The 18,799-nt window shown below is 64.7% G+C and carries 19 protein-coding genes; 15 read left to right on the top strand and 4 right to left on the bottom strand.

Features of this window, described 5'->3' with window-relative positions; genetic code table 11:
- Positions 1-47 precede the first annotated feature (47 nt).
- The gene (locus tag QCE58_RS10775; protein WP_244807461.1) at positions 48-1,619 is read right to left on the bottom strand and encodes an acid phosphatase; all 1,572 of its coding nucleotides are present in this window, start codon (positions 1,617-1,619) and stop codon (positions 48-50) included.
- A gap of 246 nt (positions 1,620-1,865) precedes the next feature.
- Between QCE58_RS10775 and QCE58_RS10770 the strand changes: the two genes are divergently transcribed.
- From QCE58_RS10770 to QCE58_RS10760, 3 genes are all read left to right on the top strand, one after another.
- On the top strand, positions 1,866-3,209 hold the full coding sequence (locus QCE58_RS10770) for a cytochrome-c peroxidase (protein WP_250521219.1): 1,344 nt from the start codon (positions 1,866-1,868) through the stop codon (positions 3,207-3,209).
- Between the two features lie 100 nt (positions 3,210-3,309).
- The gene (locus tag QCE58_RS10765; RefSeq protein ID WP_008342001.1) at positions 3,310-3,708 is read left to right on the top strand and encodes an RT0821/Lpp0805 family surface protein; all 399 of its coding nucleotides are present in this window, start codon (positions 3,310-3,312) and stop codon (positions 3,706-3,708) included.
- Between the two features lie 19 nt (positions 3,709-3,727).
- Positions 3,728-4,177 carry an NUDIX hydrolase gene (locus tag QCE58_RS10760; protein WP_250439990.1) on the top strand — a complete coding sequence of 150 codons (450 nt, stop codon included), beginning with the start codon at positions 3,728-3,730 and terminating at the stop codon, positions 4,175-4,177.
- A 9-nt stretch (positions 4,178-4,186) separates the two neighbouring features.
- On the opposite strand, the gene QCE58_RS10755 is transcribed toward QCE58_RS10760, so the two are convergent.
- Together QCE58_RS10755 and QCE58_RS10750 are read right to left on the bottom strand one after the other, a co-directional pair.
- On the bottom strand, positions 4,187-5,161 hold the full coding sequence (locus QCE58_RS10755) for a transporter substrate-binding domain-containing protein (RefSeq protein WP_008341999.1): 975 nt from the start codon (positions 5,159-5,161) through the stop codon (positions 4,187-4,189).
- 80 nt (positions 5,162-5,241) lie between these two features.
- Positions 5,242-6,951, bottom strand: a complete 1,710-nt coding sequence (locus QCE58_RS10750) for a glutamine--tRNA ligase/YqeY domain fusion protein (RefSeq protein WP_250521218.1) — start codon at positions 6,949-6,951, stop codon at positions 5,242-5,244.
- Between the two features lie 384 nt (positions 6,952-7,335).
- Here QCE58_RS10750 and QCE58_RS10745 point away from each other — a divergent pair, with 384 nt between their 5' ends.
- The gene (locus QCE58_RS10745) at positions 7,336-7,548 is read left to right on the top strand and encodes a hypothetical protein (RefSeq protein ID WP_008341996.1); all 213 of its coding nucleotides are present in this window, start codon (positions 7,336-7,338) and stop codon (positions 7,546-7,548) included.
- Between the two features lie 4 nt (positions 7,549-7,552).
- On the opposite strand, the gene QCE58_RS10740 is transcribed toward QCE58_RS10745, so the two are convergent.
- Positions 7,553-8,773, bottom strand: a complete 1,221-nt coding sequence (locus QCE58_RS10740; protein ID WP_175982533.1) for a CaiB/BaiF CoA-transferase family protein — start codon at positions 8,771-8,773, stop codon at positions 7,553-7,555.
- A gap of 200 nt (positions 8,774-8,973) precedes the next feature.
- Between QCE58_RS10740 and alaS the strand changes: the two genes are divergently transcribed.
- From alaS to QCE58_RS10685, 11 genes are all read left to right on the top strand, one after another.
- On the top strand, positions 8,974-11,598 hold the full coding sequence (gene alaS, locus QCE58_RS10735; protein ID WP_250521217.1) for an alanine--tRNA ligase: 2,625 nt from the start codon (positions 8,974-8,976) through the stop codon (positions 11,596-11,598).
- A 123-nt stretch (positions 11,599-11,721) separates the two neighbouring features.
- Positions 11,722-11,967, top strand: coding sequence for a hypothetical protein (locus QCE58_RS10730; RefSeq protein WP_008341990.1), 246 nt, complete (start codon positions 11,722-11,724; stop codon positions 11,965-11,967).
- A 141-nt stretch (positions 11,968-12,108) separates the two neighbouring features.
- Complete coding sequence (locus QCE58_RS10725; protein WP_033537101.1) at positions 12,109-13,143, top strand: low specificity L-threonine aldolase; 1,035 nt, start codon at positions 12,109-12,111, stop codon at positions 13,141-13,143.
- A gap of 65 nt (positions 13,144-13,208) precedes the next feature.
- Positions 13,209-14,357 (top strand): iron-containing alcohol dehydrogenase, encoded by a 1,149-nt coding sequence (locus tag QCE58_RS10720; protein WP_250439987.1) that lies wholly within the window; start codon positions 13,209-13,211, stop codon positions 14,355-14,357.
- A gap of 3 nt (positions 14,358-14,360) precedes the next feature.
- A complete protein-coding gene (locus QCE58_RS10715; RefSeq protein WP_008341987.1) occupies positions 14,361-14,798 on the top strand; it encodes a thioesterase family protein in 438 nt (145 codons plus the stop codon).
- 70 nt (positions 14,799-14,868) lie between these two features.
- A complete protein-coding gene (locus QCE58_RS10710; RefSeq protein ID WP_250440001.1) occupies positions 14,869-15,750 on the top strand; it encodes a branched-chain amino acid ABC transporter permease in 882 nt (293 codons plus the stop codon).
- The gene (locus QCE58_RS10705; protein ID WP_250521216.1) at positions 15,743-16,825 is read left to right on the top strand and encodes a branched-chain amino acid ABC transporter permease; all 1,083 of its coding nucleotides are present in this window, start codon (positions 15,743-15,745) and stop codon (positions 16,823-16,825) included. The genes QCE58_RS10710 and QCE58_RS10705 overlap by 8 nt, the downstream gene beginning before the upstream one ends.
- Positions 16,822-17,562: an ABC transporter ATP-binding protein gene (locus tag QCE58_RS10700; protein ID WP_250434930.1), complete on the top strand. Its 741-nt coding sequence runs from the start codon at positions 16,822-16,824 to the stop codon at positions 17,560-17,562. Before QCE58_RS10705 ends, QCE58_RS10700 begins: the two co-directional genes overlap by 4 nt.
- Positions 17,559-18,284 (top strand): ABC transporter ATP-binding protein, encoded by a 726-nt coding sequence (locus QCE58_RS10695; protein WP_034473012.1) that lies wholly within the window; start codon positions 17,559-17,561, stop codon positions 18,282-18,284. Before QCE58_RS10700 ends, QCE58_RS10695 begins: the two co-directional genes overlap by 4 nt.
- 11 nt (positions 18,285-18,295) lie before the next feature.
- Entirely contained in the window at positions 18,296-18,490 is a 195-nt protein-coding gene (locus QCE58_RS10690) for a FitA-like ribbon-helix-helix domain-containing protein (RefSeq protein ID WP_250521215.1), read from the top strand.
- Complete coding sequence (locus QCE58_RS10685; RefSeq protein WP_250521214.1) at positions 18,487-18,786, top strand: PIN domain-containing protein; 300 nt, start codon at positions 18,487-18,489, stop codon at positions 18,784-18,786. The genes QCE58_RS10690 and QCE58_RS10685 overlap by 4 nt, the downstream gene beginning before the upstream one ends.
- The last annotated feature ends 13 nt before the right edge of the window (positions 18,787-18,799 follow it).

Here is an 18,799-nt window from a genome sequence, read left to right as displayed (position 1 = left end):
GCGGCTTCGAAAGCCGCGGCCCTGTCATTGTTGCGTGCGCGCGATGCTTACTGCGAGAAGTCGAGCGCGTTGGTCAGATCGCCCATCTTCGGCGCGCCGTTCGCCACCAGCGCGGCGTCTCGCGAGGCGAGGCCCGGCAGCGTCGGCAGGTTGAAGCGCTTCGTGATGAAGCGAAGGATCGACGTGGTGTCGTACTGCGTGTGATCGACGAAGCCCTTCTTCGCGTACGGCGAAATGATGAGCGCCGGAATGCGCGTGCCCGGACCCCAGCGATCGCCCTTCGGCGGCGCGACGTGATCCCAGAAGCCGCCGTTTTCGTCGTACGTCACGACGACGACCATGTTCTTCCACTGCGGGCTCTTCTGCAAATGCGAGATCAGATCGGCGATGTGCTGGTCGCCCTGCGCGACGTCCGTGTAACCGGCGTGCTCGTTCAGGTTGCCCTGCGGCTTGTAGAACGCGACTTGCGGCAGCGTGCCCGCGTCGATCGCCTTGATGAACTCCGAACCGTTCGTGCCGCCGTCGAGCAAGTGTTGCGCGCGGTTCGCCGTACCGGGCGCGAGATCGGCGAAGTAGTTGAACGGCTGATGATGCGTCTGGAAGTCAGGCACGACGTTGACCGCGCCGTTGATGACCGAGCGGTTCGCGAGCGCCGCCGCCCACGAGCCGCCGTACCACGCCCAACTCACGCCCGCGCTGTTCAGCAGATCGCCGATGTGCTGCTGCGTCTGCGGCGGCAGCGTGTTGGCCTTGGTCGCATCGCCGAGCGCCGGATCGACGCCCGCGGGCGCCGGGTTGCCGCTCGGCTGATACGGCGGCTGCATCGTGTTGACGGCGTAGAAGTCGGGCGTGAGCGTGCCCGAGTTCACGAACTGCGCGTCCGCCGAGCCGGTGAGCGCCGAAGGCGGCGGATTCGTCTTGAGCTTCAGCGACACCCCATCGGCATTCACGGCCGAAATCGAGCCGGACGCGACGCTCTTGTCCGCGTTCGGATAGATCGGCGTGCAGGCGCAGACGAGCCACTGGTGATTCAGGAACGAGCCGCCGAACGCGCCCATGAAGAAGTTGTCCGCGAGCGTGTATTGCTGCGCGATCTTGTAGAGGGGCAGCTTGTCCGGCGGCGTGTCGTAGTGACCCATCACGAGCGCGCCCGAATCGCCCCACGCGGCGAACTTGTCGTTCTTGCCGCCGTCGATCTGCATCTGATTCTCGTAGAAGCGGTGATACAGATCGCGCGTCGTGACGTTGAGCTGAATGTTGAAGCCCTTCGGATCGTCGATGGCGAAGGGCGCGTTCGGCAGATTCGTCGTCATCGCCGCGGTGATCGCGGGCGTCACGCCCGTCGCCGTCAGGCCGGTCCAGATCGTCGGCAATGTCGGCAGAACGCTGCCGTCGCGGTCGAGTTGCTGCGCGCTCGCCGCCGTCACGTTCTGCAGGCCGTTCGCGCCGGGGAAATGCCCGTACAGATTGTCGAAGCTGCGATTTTCCGCGTAGATCACGACGACGTTCTTCACCGAAGAAATATCGCTGCTGTCGTGATGGTCGTCGCCACCGCATGCGTAGAGGCCGAATGCGGCAGTGGCCACGATCGGCACCGCGCAAACGAGTTTCTTGTTCATTGAGGATCTCTCTTGTGTTGGGGACCGGCGCACGGCGCGGCTTCATCGTCGAATGAGTCTTTGCTCGCCGGCGTGCGCAGTGTCGCAACGCAAATTGACGCAACCATGTAATAACGCTTTCGTTTGCGTAATGTTTGCTTAATAAATTTCGCGTAGATGGTTCGATGTGAAAGCGTCGAGGCTTGTCACATGAAAGACACGCAGACGACATACGCTTCGGCATCTTTCGATTCCGCCTCCTACGCCATGTCTTCGATGCGCCTGCCGTTCGTCCTGTGTTCCATCGCGCTTGCCGCGTTTTCGGCGGCGATGAGCGGCTGCGATTCGCACGCGGCGAACGTCGCGGCCAAGACGGTGAATGCGGCCAACGCGGACAACTCGGCGCCGCACGGTCAATCGCGCGCGGAAGTATTCGCGCATGTGAAGCAGATCACCTCGCTCGGCGAGAAGCTTTTCTTCGATCCGTCGCTGTCCGGGTCGGGCAAGCTCGCGTGCGCGTCGTGCCATAGCCCGAGTCATGCGTTCGGGCCGCCGAATGCGCTGTCCGTGCAGCTCGGCGGCAACGACATGCATCAGGCGGGCTTTCGCGCGGTGCCGTCGCTCAAGTACTTGCAGTCGGTGCCGGCCTTCACGCGTCACTTCCACGATTCCGACGATGAAGGCGACGAAAGCGTCGATGCCGGACCGACCGGCGGCCTGACGTGGGACGGCCGCGTCGATCGCGGATCGGATCAGGCGCGCATCCCGATTCTGTCGTCGTTCGAAATGGGCAGCACGCCGGGCAAGGTCGTCGCGGCGGTGAAGGCGTCGTCCTATGCCGATGATTTCCGCCGCGCGTTCGGCGCCGATGTCTTCGCAAGCGACGACAAGGCGTTCGCGTCGGTGCTGGAATCGCTCGAAGCGTTCGAGCAATCGCCCGACAAGTTCTATCCGTACACGAGCAAGTACGACGCGTTCCTCGCCGGCCGCGCGAAGCTCAACGACGCCGAAATGCACGGCCTGCAACTCTTCAACGACGAGAACAAGGGCAATTGCGCGTCGTGCCACATCAGCCAGCGCGCGAAGGACGGCTCGCCGCCGCAGTTCAGCGACTTCGGCCTGATCGCGATCGGCGTGCCGCGCAACCGCGCCTTGCCGATCAACAAGAATCCGAATTTCCACGATCTCGGCGCATGCGGTCCCGAGCGTCGCGACCTGAAGGGCATGGACGAGTATTGCGGGATCTTCCGCACGCCGTCGCTGCGCAACGTCGCGACGCGCAAGACCTTCTTCCATAACGGCATCTATCATCGTCTGGAAGACGTGGTGCGTTTCTATGTCGAGCGCGACACGAATCCAGAAAAGTTCTATCCGGTGTCGAAGAACGGCGCCGTGCAGAAGTTCGACGACCTGCCGAAGAAGTACTGGGAGAACGTCAACACCGAGCCGCCGTTCGATCGCAAGAAAGGCGACAAACCCGCGCTCGACGAAGCCGAGATCAAGGACGTCGTCGCGTTCCTCGGCACGCTCACCGACGACTACGATCCGGCGAGGGACAAGGACTCGCAAAAGGGCATCGGCATCAACGAAATGAAGTCCGCGCATAACTGAGACAGCGCGGGCGGCGCGGCCCGCGCCTCATGCTATTCTCGTTGCAGCCGACGGCCGGCGCGGTCATCGGCGAAACACCAATGCAACGAGGAGAAACTTCATGCCGATACGAGATCGAGCGTTCGCTCACGCCTCTCTCCGGACGATCGCGGCAGCCGCGCTCGTCGCCGTGAGCGCGACCGCATCCGCCGCCAATCTCGGCTTCCTGAACAACACGCCGATCACCTACATGAAGCAGCGCGACCTGCAGGCGCTCAACAAGGCCGCGCAGATCGCGCTCAACACGAAGCAGGACGGCGAATCGCTCGACTGGAACAACGAGGGCACGGGCAACACGGTCCCGATCAACGGAACGGTGACGCCGCAGGAAACCTTCGAATCCGGCGGCCTCAAATGCCGCAAGGTCACGCTCGTCGCACACGCGAAGGGACAGACGCAAACCTGGATCCCGACCGCATGCAAGCAGAGCGACGGCACGTGGAAACTCAAGAAGCAGTGACGAACCGGGCAAGCGATCGATGACCTCGCGCACCGTATCGTGCGGCGTGGTCATCCTCAACGAACAGGGCGACGTGCTGCTCTGTCACGCGACCGAAACCACGCACTGGGACGTGCCCAAGGGCGCCGCCGATCCGGGCGAAAACCCGCGCGAGGCGGCGTTGCGCGAGCTCGTCGAGGAGACGGGCATCGTGCTGCCCGCTGAACGTCTGAAGGATCTCGGGCGCTTCGTCTATCGCCGCGACAAGGATCTGCATCTGTTCGCGGTGCGCGTTTCCGCCGAGGAAGTGCAGCTTGAAAATTGCGTGTGCGAATCGTTTTTCCCGCGCTACAGCGACGGCACCATGATTCCGGAGATGGATGCGTATCGCTGGGTCAGTCCGGCGGATGTCGATCAGTTCGCGAGCCGCAGTCTCGCGCGGCTCTTTCAGACCACGCTCTCGCTCGCCGAACTGCACGAGACGCTTTGACCGGCGCGATCAGTCGATCGTGCGGTCGTTGGGATTGGCGAAGAGCGCCTTCATTTCCGGCGACATCGGGAATTGCAGGTTGATGCCGTCGGGCGGAATCGGGCGCATGAACCACGTCTCGTAGAGCTTCGTGGCTTCGCCCGAGCGCTGCATGCCGGCGATCACGTCGTCGACGATGCGCTTGAACACCGGGTCGCCCTTTCTCATCATGCAGCCGTACGCTTCGTTCGCGAGCGGCGCGCCCGTCACCGTGTATTCATTGCGCGCCGCGCCTTCCTGCGCGATCTTGCCATAGAGAAGCGGATCGTCCATCACGAACGCGACCGCGCGATCCGACTTCAGCGCGGCGAACGCCTCCGCATGATCGCGCGCGCTGATGATGCGCAGGTTCAGCTTCCTGTCGATGCTCATCTGCCGCAGCATGCGCTCGTCCGACGTGCCCGCCGTCGTCACGACCGTCCTGTTCGCGAGATCGTCGTAATCGCGGATGCCCGACTTCTTCTTCACGGCCATGCGGATGCCGTACTGAAAAAAGCTGTTCGAGAACGCGACGAGCGGATCGCGATCGGCCACATGCGCGGTCGAGCCGCATTCCAGATCGACCTGATTGTTCACGACATAAGAGATGCGGTTCGCCGACGTGACCATCACGTTCTTGACCGCGAGGTTCGGCATCTTGAGGCGCTTCCTGATGTCGTCGACGACCTTCAGTGCGATGTCGTACGAGTAGCCCACTGGCTGCTGCTTCACCGTGTACGAAAACGGCACCGACGATTCGCGCGTGCCCAGCACGATCGCGCCGTTCTCGGCGATCTTGCGCAGCGTCGCCGACGGCGGCATCTGATCGACGCTGGCTTGGGCCGTCGCCAGTTCGGCGCTCGTGGCGGCACCCGCGCCGGCGGATGCGAACAGCAGCACGGAGGCGAGGGCGGCGCTTCGTTGGGCCCGTGTGCGGCGCGGCGCGAAGGAATGCGACTGCTTCATGTTCTCCTCGTTGGAAGCGGCGTATGGCCGGGCCGCCAGACACGACGAGGGCGCCGCGCGGCGCCCTCGTTGCATCGATGTCAGGCCGGCTTGCCCCAGCTGTCGCGCAGGCTGACGATGCGGTTGAACACGGGCTTACCCGGCTGCGAATCCACACGGTCCGCGACGAAGTAGCCGTGCCGCTCGAACTGGAAGCGGTCTTCGGCGTTCGCATCGCGCGCGCTCGGTTCGAGATAGGCGTTCACGACGCGCTTCGAATCCGGATTGAGCGCGTCGAGGAACTCCGCGCCGCCCGCGCCCGGCTGCGGTTCCTTGAACAGACGGTCGTACAGACGCACCTCGGCCGCATAAGCGGTCGCCGCGCTGACCCAGTGGATCGTGCCCTTCACCTTGTAGTTGTTCGCGCCTTCGGTGCCCGACTTGCTGTCCGGGAAGTAGTTGCAGTGCACGGCGATCACGTTGCCGTTCTCGTCCTTGTCCGCGCCCGTGCATTCGACGATGAAGCCGTACTTCAGACGCACCTTGTTGCCGGGGAAGAGGCGGAAATAGCCCTTCGGCGGCGTTTCCTGAAAGTCCTCGCGCTCGATCCACAATTCGCGCGAGAACGGGAACGTGCGTACGCCGCGATCCGCATGATGCGGATGCACCGGCGCGCTGCATTCCTCGCTCTGTCCTTCCGGATAGTTGTCGATGACGAGCTTCAGCGGATCGAGCACGGCGATCGCGCGCGGCGCTTTCTCGTCGAGATCGTCGCGCAGTGCGCCTTCGAGAATGCTCATGTCGATCCACGAATCGACCTTCGTCACGCCGACGCGCTCGACCATCAAACGAATGCTTTCCGGCGTAAAGCCGCGGCGACGCACGCCGACGATGGTCGGCATGCGCGGATCGTCCCAGCCGTCGACGTGATTGTCCTGCACGAGCTGCAGCAGCTTGCGCTTGCTCGTGATCGCGTAGGTGAGGTTCAGGCGCGAGAACTCGATTTGTTGCGGGAGCGGACGCTGAAACACGCCGTCGTCCGCGAGCTGCGCGAGGAACCAGTCGTAGAGCGGCCGATGATCTTCGAACTCCAGCGTGCAGAGCGAGTGCGTGATGTTCTCGATCGCGTCCGACACGCAGTGCGCGTAGTCGTACATCGGGTAGATGCACCACGTATCGCCGGTACGGTAATGATGCGCGAAGCGGATGCGGTAGATGACCGGATCGCGCATGTTGAAGTTCGGCGACGCCATGTCGATTTTCGCGCGCAGCACGTGCTCGCCTTCCTTGAACTCGCCCGCCTTCATGCGGCGGAAGAGGTCGAGGTTTTCTTCGGGCGAACGATCGCGATACGGCGAGTTGATGCCGGCTTCGGTGGCCGAGCCGCGCGTCGCGCGCATCTCTTCGGCCGTTTGACTGTCGACGTACGCCTGGCCCTTCTTGATGAGCATTTCGGCGTATTCGTACAGCTTGTCGTAGTAGTCGCTCGCGAAATAGCGGTGCTCGATGCCGTTCTTGTTCCAGTCGAAGCCGAGCCATTTCACGGCGTCGATGATCGAATCGACGTATTCGACGCTTTCCTTCTCGGGATTCGTATCGTCGAAGCGCAGATGGCACACGCCGCCGTAATCCGCGGCGAGGCCGAAGTTCACGCAGATGCTCTTCGCATGGCCGATATGCAGATAGCCGTTCGGCTCCGGCGGAAAGCGCGTCTCGACCCGCTGCGACCATTTGCCGGAGCGGTTGTCGTCTTCGATGATGTTGCGAATGAAATTGGATGGCGCCGGAGCGTCGTTGCGATCGGTGTTCATGCGGAAAAAGTGGCAGCGGATGCGCTCGCGCGCGTGATCGGTTCGGGAAGCGCTCGATGAAACTCGAAACGCGTACGAAGGCCTTGAATATTGGGTCGATTCTACCTTACGCAACCGTCCGGGGCAGGCCGCGGCGGCGTATGAGGAAGCGCTCGCGCTTTGTTTCGCCGGGCGGTTCCAGCCGTCGCGCCGTTTCGCGAGTTCCGTTACATGGTTTACGTGCCGCGGCACGCCTCGTAACCGCCGTAACGGGACGTAAATCGCGTTGAAAGGCGCGCGCGCGGGCTCTTAAGATCGGCTCGCGTGCATCGAGCGCGCCGGTTCCAGGGGCACGCTCGAGCGCCAGGCACAACACATCACAACGACAACACAAGGAAGCCCATCATGAAGAAGATCGCCCTCACGACGCTCAAATTCGCCGCCGCAGCCGCGCTCGTCTCGAGCCTCGCCGCCTGCGCAAACGTCTCGCGTCAGCAGGCTCACGCGGGCGTCGGCGCGGCGGCCGGCGGCGCGCTCGGGTATCTGGTCACGGGCGGGCCGATCGGCACCGTCGCGGGCGCGGCGGCGGGCGGTCTGATCGGCGCGGGCGTTCGATAAGGGTTCAGATCGCCTTCTTTTCCCGCAATCGCGCGATTTTCGCTTCGTCGTAGCCGAGCACGTCGGCCAGCACGCTCGACGTGTGCTCGCCTAGCAGCGGCGGATGCGTGCGCGCTTCGGGCGGCGTCGCGCTCATCTTGATCGGGCTCGCGACGAGTTTCACGGTGCCGGCCGTCGGATGCGGCAGATCGATCTGCATCCTGCGCGCGAGCACTTGCGGATCCTCGAATACTTCGCCGAGATCGTTGATCGGCCCGCACGGCACGCCCGCCGCCTCGAGCTCGGCGATCCATTCGTGCTTGCCTTTCAGACGCACCATGTCCGCGAGAATCGGCACGAGCATGTCGCGGTTGCGCACGCGCGACGGATTCGCCGCGAAACGCGCGTCGTCGGCCAGCTCGGGGCGTCCGCCCGCTTCGACGAACTTGCGGAACTGCCCGTCGTTGCCCACCGCGACGATGATCCAGCCATCGCTCGTCTGGAAGGTCTGATACGGCACGATGTTCGGATGCGCGTTGCCCCAGCGCACCGGCGGCTTGCCGCTCGCGAGAAAATTCGTGTTCATGTTGGCGAGCATCGCGACCTGCACGTCGAGCAGCGCCATGTCGATGTATTGGCCCTCGCCCGTGCGGTCGCGGTGCGCGAGCGCGGTGAGCACGCCGATGGTCGCGTACATGCCGGTCATCAGATCGGCGATCGCCACCCCCGCTTTCTGCGGACCGCCGCCAGGCTGGCCGTCGCGCTCGCCGGTGATGCTCATGAATCCGCCGATGCCCTGCACGATGAAATCGTAGCCCGCGCGCGACGCGTACGGCCCCGTCTGCCCGAAGCCCGTCACCGAGCAATAGACGATGTCCGGCTTCACGGCCTTCAGCGACTCGTAGTCGAGCCCGTACTTCTTCAGTTGCCCGGCCTTGTAGTTTTCGAGGACGACATCGCTTTGCGCGGCCAGTTCGCGCACGATCTGCTGGCCTTCGGGCGTGGCGATATCGACCGTCACCGAGCGCTTGTTGCGGTTCGCCGCGAGGTAGTACGCGGCTTCGTGCGTGTCGTTGCCCTCGGGCGTCTTGAGGTAGGGCGGGCCCCAGTGACGGGTGTCGTCGCCGGTTCCGGGCCGCTCGATCTTGATGACGTCCGCGCCGAAGTCGGCGAGCGTCTGCGCGCACCACGGTCCCGCCAGCACGCGGGTCAGGTCCAGCACGCGAATATGGCTCAAGGCTCCCATCGATGTGTCTCGCTACGTTGTGTCTCCGGAGTGCGACTGTCGCACAGAACCGCGGCGTGCGCGATAGCGCGGGCGTCCGCATCGCCCGGGCGCGCGCGGCGAATCCCGTATAATCGACAATCACCCTTGTTCCGCCGGCAGCCTGCGAAATCAGCTGCCCGCGGGCGCCATCAAAGAACCGAAGACACGCCCCGTACGCTATGAAAGCCGCCGAAATACGCGAGAAATTCCTGAAGTTTTTCGAATCGAAGGGCCATACGATCGTGCGTTCGTCGAGCCTCGTGCCCGGCAACGACCCGACGCTGCTCTTCACCAACTCGGGCATGGTCCAGTTCAAGGACGTGTTCCTGGGCAGCGAATCGCGTCCGTATTCGCGCGCGACGACCGCGCAGCGCAGCGTGCGCGCAGGCGGCAAGCACAACGATCTGGAGAACGTCGGCTACACCGCGCGGCATCACACGTTCTTCGAGATGCTCGGCAACTTCTCGTTCGGCGATTACTTCAAGCGCGACGCGATTCACTACTGCTGGGAACTGCTGACGAAGGTCTACAACCTGCCGGCGGAAAAACTCACGGTCACGGTCTATCAGGAAGACGACGAAGCCTTCGATATCTGGGCGAAGGAAATCGGCGTGCCGGTCGAGCGCATCATCCGCATCGGCGACAACAAGGGCGCCCGTTACGCATCGGACAATTTTTGGCAGATGGCCGACACCGGCCCGTGCGGTCCGTGCTCCGAAGTGTTCTACGACCACGGCCCGGAAATCTGGGGCGGCCCGCCGGGATCGCCCGAAGAAGACGGCGACCGCTTCATCGAGATCTGGAATCTCGTGTTCATGCAGTTCAATCGCGACGCGCAAGGCAACATGACGCCGCTGCCCAAGCAGTGCGTCGATACCGGCATGGGCCTCGAACGTCTCGCCGCCGTGCTGCAGCACGTGCACAGCAACTATGAGATCGACCTGTTCCAGAATCTCATCAAGGCCGCGGCGCGCGAAACGAACACGCCGGGCCTGGAAAACAACTCGCTGAAGGTGATCGCGGACCACATCCGCGCATGCTCGTTCCTGATCGTCGACGGCGTCATTCCCGGCAACGAAGGCCGCGGCTACGTGCTGCGCCGCATCGTGCGCCGCGCGATCCGTCACGGCTACAAGCTCGGCAAGAAGGGCGCGTTCTTCCACAAGCTCGTCGCGGATCTCGTCGCGGAAATGGGCGCGGCGTATCCGGAACTCACCGATGCGCAACAACGCGTGACCGACGTGCTGCGTCAGGAAGAAGAGCGCTTCTTCGAGACCATCGAGCACGGTATGTCGATCCTCGAAGGCGAACTCGCCGATCTCGAAAAGAAGGGCGTGAAGCAACTGGACGGCGAACTCGCGTTCAAGCTGCACGACACCTACGGCTTCCCGCTCGACCTCACGGCGGACGTGTGCCGCGAGCGTGGCGTGACCGTCGACGAACCCGCGTTCGACGACGCGATGGCGCGTCAGCGCGATCAGGCGCGTGCGGCCGGCAAGTTCAAGCTGGCGGCGGGCCTCGAATACTCGGGCGCGAAGTCCACGTTCCACGGCTACGAAAAGGAAATCTTCGACGACGCGAAAATCCTCGCGTTGTACGTCGAAGGCGCATCGGTCAATGAAGTGAAGGACGGCCAGCAAGCGGTCGTCGTGCTCGATCACACGCCGTTCTATGCCGAATCGGGCGGCCAGGTCGGCGATCAGGGCGTGCTCGCGAACGCAAGCGTGCGCTTCGCCGTCGCGGACACGCTGAAAGTGCAGGCCGATGTCGTCGGTCATCACGGCACGGTCGAGCAGGGCACGCTCAAGGTCGGCGACGTCGTGAAGGCGGAAATCGACGGCGTGCGCCGCGCCCGCACCGCGCGCAATCACTCGGCCACGCATTTGATGCACAAGGCGCTGCGCGAAGTGCTCGGCGGTCACGTGCAGCAGAAAGGCTCGCTCGTCGATGCGGACAAGACGCGCTTCGACTTTGCACACAACGCGCCGATGTCGGACGAAGAAATCCGTCGCGTCGAGCAGATCGTCAACAACGAGATCATCGCGAACGCGCCGGGCGTCGTGCGCGTGATGCCGTACGACGACGCGGTGAAGGGCGGCGCGATGGCGCTCTTCGGCGAGAAATACGGCGACACCGTGCGCGTGCTCGATCTCGGCTTCTCGCGCGAGCTGTGCGGCGGTACGCACGTGCAGCGCACCGGCGACATCGGCTTCTTCAAGATCGTGATGGAAGGTGGCGTGGCGGCGGGCATTCGCCGCGTCGAGGCGATCACCGGCGACAACGCCGTGCGCTACGTGCAGGAACTGGATCAGCGCATCAATGCGGCAGCGGGCGTGCTGAAGGCGCAACCGTCCGAACTCACGCAACGCATCGCGCAGGTTCAGGAGCACGTGAAGTCGCTGGAGAAGGAACTGGGCGCGCTGAAATCGAAGCTGGCGGCGAGCCAGGGCGACGAACTCGTCTCGAAGGCCGTCGATGTTTCCGGCGTGCAGGTGCTCGCCGCGCAACTCGAAGGCGCGGACGTGAAGACGCTGCGTGAAACCGTCGACAAGCTCAAGGACAAGCTCAAGAGCGCGGCGATCGTGCTTGCATCGGTCGATGGCGGCAAGGTCAGCCTGATCGCGGGCGTGACGCCGGACGCGTCGAAAAAGGTGAAGGCGGGCGAGCTCGTCAATTTCGTCGCGCAGCAGGTCGGCGGCAAGGGCGGCGGCCGTCCCGACATGGCGCAGGCAGGGGGCACGGAACCGGCCAATCTGCCGGCCGCGCTGGCCGGCGTGACCGGATGGGTGCAGCAGCAGCTTTAAGCGTTCATCGCTTCTGACAAAACGGCTCGATCTGACGAAGATCGGGCCGTTTTTCTTTACACGCTGTCAGGTATGGCGCGTGCGTCTTCCCGTGAAGTTCCATCAACACAAGGGAGACGACATATGAATCGCAGACTCGCATCGATCATTCTGGCTTCGACGATGCTCGCAGCAACGGGCGCCGCGCAGGCGAAGGGCTGTCTGAAGGGCGCGGCGGTCGGCGGCGTCGCGGGACATGTCGCGGGCGGACATGGCACCGCGGGCGCGATCGGCGGCTGCGCGATCGGCCATCACGAAGCGAACAAGAAGGACAAGCAGGCGCAACAGGCGCAGCAGGCCAACGCCGCGAGCGCGCCGAACACCAAGTAGGCGCACGCGGTTCGGAAGGCGATGAACCGCTAAAATGGCCCGATTGCCGGCGCGCGCGATGACGTTCGATGTCTTAGCGTCCGCGCGCGCCGCGTTCAAACCGGCCATCACAGCGACCCCATGACAGCGCCCACGGACCCGATCCAACACTTCGCCTCCGACAACTACGCAGGCATCTGCCCGGAAGCGCTCCAAGCGCTGATCCAGGCCAACACGAGCGGCCACGAACCCGCCTATGGCGACGATTCGTGGACCACGCAAGTCTGCGACCGCATCCGCAACCTCTTCCAGACCGATTGCGAAGTCTTCTTCGTCTTCAACGGCACGGCGGCCAATTCGCTCGCGCTCGCGTCGCTCTGTCAGTCGTATCACTCGGTGATCTGCCACGAACTCGCGCATATCGAAACCGATGAATGCGGCGGCCCCGAATTCTTCTCCGGCGGCTCGAAGCTGCTCACCGCGAAGGGCGAGAACGGCAAGCTCACGCCCGACGCGATCGAGGAACTCGTCACGAAGCGCTCGGATATCCACTATCCGAAGCCCAAGGTCGTCTCGCTTACGCAGGCGACGGAAGTCGGCACCGTCTACACCGTCGAGGAGATCCGCGCGATCGCGGCCATCGCCAAGCGGCGGCATCTGAAGATCCACATGGACGGCGCGCGTTTCGCGAACGCGGTCGCGACGCTGAACGTGCATCCGTCGGAGATCACGTGGCGCGCGGGCGTCGATGTGCTGTGCTTCGGCGGCACGAAAAACGGTCTGCCGGTGGGTGAGGCGGTCGTGTTCTTCGACAAGGCGCTCGCCGCCGATTTTGCCTATCGCCTGAAGCAGGCCGGGCAACTCGCCTCGAAGATGCGCTTCATTTCCGCGCCGTGGCTCGGTCTGCTCGACGACGACGTCTGGCTGCGCAACGCGCGTCACGCGAACGCGATGGCATCGCTGATGGCCGAGCGCCTCGCCGGCATTCCGGGCGTGTCGCTGCTCTTCAAGCCCGAATCGAACGCGGTGTTCGCGGAGTTGCCGGCGCACGTCGCGGCGGCGCTGCGCGCGAAGGGCTGGCGCTTCTATCAGTTCATCGGCTCGGGCGGCTGCCGTCTGATGTGCGCGTGGGATACGCAGCGGGGGACCGTCGAGCGCTTCGTCGATGAAGTGCGCGCCTTGTCGGCGTCGATCTAACCCCGATTGACACTTCCGGCGTGCGGTTTCAACATGGCCGCACCTCTTTTATCGACGCTGACGCCATGGCCTTCATCTTCTATCTGACCCACATTCATCTCGGCTACGACGCGCTACAGACGCTGCAAAGCGAATGCGCGCGCATCGGGATGAAGCGTCCGCTCGTCATCACCGATAAAGGCGTGAAGGCGGCGGGGCTTGCCGATCGCGTGATCGAAAGCGCGCGGCTCGGCGCGCTGCCGGTGTTCGACGACACGCCGTCGAATCCGACCGAAGCGATGGTCATGCAAGCCGCCGCGCAATACAAGCGCGAAGGCTGCGACGGCCTGATCGCGGTGGGCGGCGGCTCATCGATCGATCTGGCGAAGGGCGTGGCGATTGCCGCGACGCACGACGAGCCGCTCACGACCTACGCGACGATCGAAGGCGGCAGCGGCAAGATCACCGAGCGCGCGGCGCCGCTGATCGCGGTGCCGACCACGTCGGGCACGGGCAGCGAAGTGGCGCGCGGCGCGATCATCATCCTGAACGACGGGCGCAAGCTCGGCTTCCATTCGTGGCATCTGCTGCCGAAATCGGCGGTCTGCGATCCGTCGCTCACGCTCGGCCTGCCGCCGCCGCTCACCGCCGCGACCGGCATGGACGCGATCGCGCATTGCATCGAAACGTTTCTCGCGCCCGCGTTCAATCCGCCCGCCGACGGCATCGCGCTCGATGGACTCGAACGCGCGTGGGCCAACATCGAGCGCGCGACGCACGACGGCCAGGACCGCGACGCGCGTCTGAACATGATGTCCGCGTCGATGCAGGGCGCGATGGCGTTCCAGAAGGGCCTCGGCTGCGTGCATTCGCTGTCGCATCCGCTGGGCGGGCTGGCGGTGAACGGACGCACGTCGCTGCATCACGGCACGCTGAACGCGGTGGTCTTGCCTGCCGTGCTGCGCTTCAACGAAAGCGCGCCGACGGTCGTCGCGGACCGGCGTTTCGCGCGCATGCGCCGCGTGATGAATCTCCCCGATAACGCCGATGTCGCGCAGGCCGTGCACGACATGACCGCGCGCCTCGGCCTGCCGACGCGTCTGTCGCAGATGGGCGTCGACGAAAGCATGTTCGACAAGGTCGTGAAGGGCGCGCTCGCGGATCACTGCCACAAGACGAACCCGCGCGAGGCGAGCGCCGACGATTATCGACGCATGCTGATGGAGTCTCTCTGAGCGATGAGCAAGCCGGTCCCGACCACGCGCGCCGATTACGCGCACTTCCTGCCGATCAGCACGCGCTGGTCGGATAACGACGTCTACGGCCACATCAACAACGTCGTCTACTACAGCTACTTCGATACGGTCGTGAACGAGTATCTGCTGCGCGCGGGCGTGCTCGATTTCAGCGAGGGCGCAACCATCGGCCTCGTCGTCGAGACGCGCTGCAATTTCTTCGCGCCGGTCGTGTTTCCCGAACCGATCGAGGCGGGCTTGCGCGTCGAGAAGCTCGGCAATACGAGCGTGCGCTACGAAGTCGCGATCTTCACGCAAGGCGCGGACGAAGCCGCCGCGCAGGGGCATTTCGTGCATGTCTACGTGGATCGCGTGACGCGCAGGCCGGTGCCGTTGCCCGCGCCGCTCGTCGATGCGTTGAAGCCGCTCATCACCGGCTGAGGGTCGCGTTTTGCTTCAGTGGTTTTGCGTGAGTCTGCTCAACGGCGTGAGCGTGGGATTGCTGCTGTTCATGCTGTCGGCGGGACTCACGCTGATTTTCTCGATGCTCGGCGTGCTCAACTTCGCGCACGCGAGTTTCTACATGCTCGGCGCGTATGTCGGGCAGGCGCTCGCCGCGTACGGCGGATTCTGGTTCGCGCTCATCTGTGCGCCATTGATCGTTGGCGTTGCCGGGGCCTTGTTCGAGCGCCTGCTATTGAGGCGCGTCCATGCGCGCGGCGCGCTCGCCGACATGCTGCTGACGTTCGGCGCGGCCATCGTCATCGGCGAGGGCGTGAAGCTCGTCTGGGGATTCGGGCCGTTGCCCGCCGCCGTTCCGCGCGTGCTCGACGGACCGCTTTTCATGCTGTACGGCGCATCGTTCGCGCGCTATCGCGTGTTCATGATGACGGTCGCCGTCGTCATGCTCGGCGCGCTGTGGCTCGTGTTGCGTACATCGAAAACGGGGCTCATCGTGCGCGCGGCGCTTACGCATCCCGCGACCGTCGAAACGCTCGGCCACGATGTGCCGCGCGTCTTCACGATGGTCTTCGCCGCCGGCACCGCGCTCGCCGCGCTCGCTGGCGTGATCGGCGCGCCGCTCGCCGTCATCGAACCGGCGATGGCCGATGCGATGGGCCCGATCGTGTTCGTCGTCGTCGTGATCGGCGGGCTCGGATCGCTCGGCGGCGCGCTCGTCGCGTCGCTTCTGATCGGCTGCGTCCAGACCTTCGCGGTCGGCGCGAGCGCGACGGCGGGCGGCATCGCGGCATCGCTCGGCGTGACCTTGCCGCCTGCGTGGAGCGCGTTGACGGTCGCGCAACTCGCGCCCGTGCTGCCGTATCTGCTGCTCGTCGCGATGTTGGCCGCGCGGCCGCGCGGGCTTTTCGGCGAGCGCACGCGCGATGCTTAAGGTCTTCATCGCGCTGATCGTCGCGCTCGCGCTGCCGCCGCTCGTCGTCGATCAATCGTGGCTGCTCGCGTATCTCGCGCAGACGGCGACGCTCATCGTCCTCGCGCTTTCGTACAACCTGTTGCTCGGCGAGACGGGTTTGCTCTCGTTCGGGCACGCGGTCTATTCGGGTCTCGGCGCGTTCGCCGCCGCGCATGCGTTCAATCGATTCGGCGTGCCGTTGCCGTTACTGCCGATGATCGGCGGATGCGCGGCGATGCTCGTCGCCGTCGTTTTCGGCGCGATTTCGACGCAGCGCGCGGGCACGTCCTTCGCGATGATCACGCTGGGCTTGAGCGAACTCGTCGCCGCATGCGTGTGGCTCGTGCCGGGGTGGTTCGGCGGCGAGGGCGGCGTGACGATCGATCGCGCGAGCGGGCCTTCGTTCTTCGCGATGACCTTCGGGCCGCCGCGCGAGGCGTATGCGTTGATCGCGTGCTGGTGCGTGATATCGGCGGTCGCGATGTTCGCGTTTTCGCGCACGCCGATGTGCCGTCTCGCCAACGCCGTGCGCGACAATCCCGCGCGCGCCGCCGCGATCGGCTTCGCGCCCGCGCGCGTGCGCTTGCACGTGTTGATCGTGTCGGCGTTTTTCGCGGGCATCGCGGGCGTGCTGGCGTTGATCAACGTCGAGCTGGTGTCGTCGGAGAGCGTCGGTCTCGCGCGATCGACGAGCGCGCTCGTCGCGACCGTCATCGGCGGCGCGGGCACGTTCGCCGGGCCGGTCGTCGGCGCGGTGCTGCTCACGTTCTTCAGCGTCGGGCTCGCGAGCGTCAGCACCGCGTGGCCGATGTATCTCGGGCTCTTGTTCATGTGGGTCGTCGTGGCCGCGCCGGAAGGCGTCGCGGGCCTCGTTCGGCGCGATGCGCGGTCCTTGTGCATCGGCATGCTGAGCGCGATCGCGTGGGGCGTCGCGGTCGTCGTGCCGGTCGAAGCGCTTTACGCCGGACGAACCGATGCACGCGCGTGGTTCATCGCGTTGCCGTGCGCGTTGCTGGGCTTGTGGCTCGCGCGACGCACGAGGACCGCGCGATGAACGCGGCGCTCGAATTGCATGGCATCGTCAAGCGCTTCGGCGTGACGCGCGTACTGCGCGGCGTCGACTTGCAGGTCGCTGCGGGCGAGCGGCACGCGCTCATCGGACCGAACGGCGCGGGCAAATCCACGCTCTTCGATCTGATCTCGGGACGCACGCGGCCCGACGATGGACGCATCGTCGCGAGCGGAATCGATATCACCGGCAAGCCGCCGCAACGCGTATCGCGCTCGCTTGCCCGCAGCTTTCAGACGACGAGCGTGTTCGGCGGCTTGTCCGTGTTCGAGAACCTGCGTTGCGCGGCGCTCGGCGCGGCATCGTCGCGGCTTGTCGATCGATGGCTGCCTTCGCGACGAATCGACGAACGCGCGCACGCGATGCTCGATGCCATCGGCCTTGCCGCGCGCGCCGACGAACTCGCGGCACGCCTGACGTACGCGGAGCAACGCGCGCTCGATCTGGGCATCGCGCTTGCCACCGATGCGCCGCTGATCTTGCTCGACGAGCCCACCGCCGGCATGAATCGCGCGGAGGCGACTCGCGCGCTCGAACTGATTCGCGCGACGACGGAAGGGCGCACGCTGCTCGTCATCGAACATGACATGGATGCGGTTTTCGGCCTCGCGGATCGCATTTCGGTGCTCGTGCAAGGGCGCGTGATCGCCACCGATACGCCCGCTGCGATACGCGCGAATCGCGCTGTTCAGGACGCGTATCTCGGTGGAGTCGCGTCATGAAGGCGCAGTTGCGTATCGACGATTTGCGCGCGTGGTACGGCGCGGCGCAAGTGCTGCACGGCGTGCACCTGTGCATTGACGAAGGCGAAGCGGTGGCGCTTGTCGGCCGCAACGGATCGGGACGATCGACGCTCGCGAAAGCCATCATGGGACTCGTGCGATGCGCGGGCGACATGCGCTATCGCGATGTTCAGCTCGTCGGCTTGAGGGCGCATCGCATCGCGCGGCTGGGCATTGGTTACGTGCCCGAAACGCGCGATGTGTTCCCTGCGCTCACGGTGCGCGAAAATCTCGTGCTTGGCGAAAGGAAGGGCACGCGTTTTGCGTTGCGCGATGCGTATCGGCTGTTTCCCGTGCTCGAAGAACGCGCGTCGGTGAAGGCGGGCGCGCTGTCGGGCGGCGAGCAGCAGATGCTCGCGCTCGCGCGCACGTTGACGGGCGATCCGTCGCTGGTCGTCATCGACGAACCGGGCGAAGGGCTCGCGCCGCAAGTGCTCGCGCAAGTGGCCGCGTGCCTCGCGATGCTGCGCAACCGCGGCGTCGCGACGCTGCTGATCGAAGAGCGATTGACGATCGCGCGCACGCTCGATGCGCGCGTCGCGGTCATGGGGCATGGGGCGATACAGTTCGATGGGACGATCGAGACGCTCGCGCGCGATGAAGCGATCTCGCGGCAATGGCTGTCGGTCGGTGGCACGTTCGATTCGAGTCAATATGCCTGAAGTTCCTGCGTATGCAGGCAGCGAAGCACGGTCGCTCGATGGAGGAAGAGGCTCGCGACATTCTGCGGACAGCTCTTTGGACAGAACCGGCGCAAGGAAAGATTCTTGTCGAATCGATTCGTGGCCGCATCGATCCGCTTGGCGGAGTCGAGTTGGAGCTTCCCAAGCGCGAGGCGATTCGTAACCCGTCGGGGCTCGATGAATGATCGTTCTAGATACCAACGTCCTTTCCGAGTTGCTGCGTCCGGCGCCGGAACAGCGCGTTTTGACATGGCTCGCCAACGAGCCGCGTTCGGCACTGTTCACCACGACTGTCACGCGTGGAGAAATTCTCCATGGAATATGGTCGATGGCCGCAGGTATCAGGCGGCAGCGCCTATGGGACGCCACGCGGATCATCTTCAGTGAAGATTTCGCTGGCCGTCTGCCGAGTTTCGATAACGATGCAGCCGATGCGTACGCGGAAATCGCTGCGTCGAGAAAGAGCATCGGCACCCATTAGTCAGTTCGACGCG

This window comes from Caballeronia sp. LZ028 (assembly GCF_031451415.1).
Taxonomy (GTDB): domain Bacteria; phylum Pseudomonadota; class Gammaproteobacteria; order Burkholderiales; family Burkholderiaceae; genus Caballeronia; species Caballeronia zhejiangensis.
Note: the sequence above shows the minus strand (reverse complement) of the source record. Positions and strands in the feature narration are given on the sequence as shown.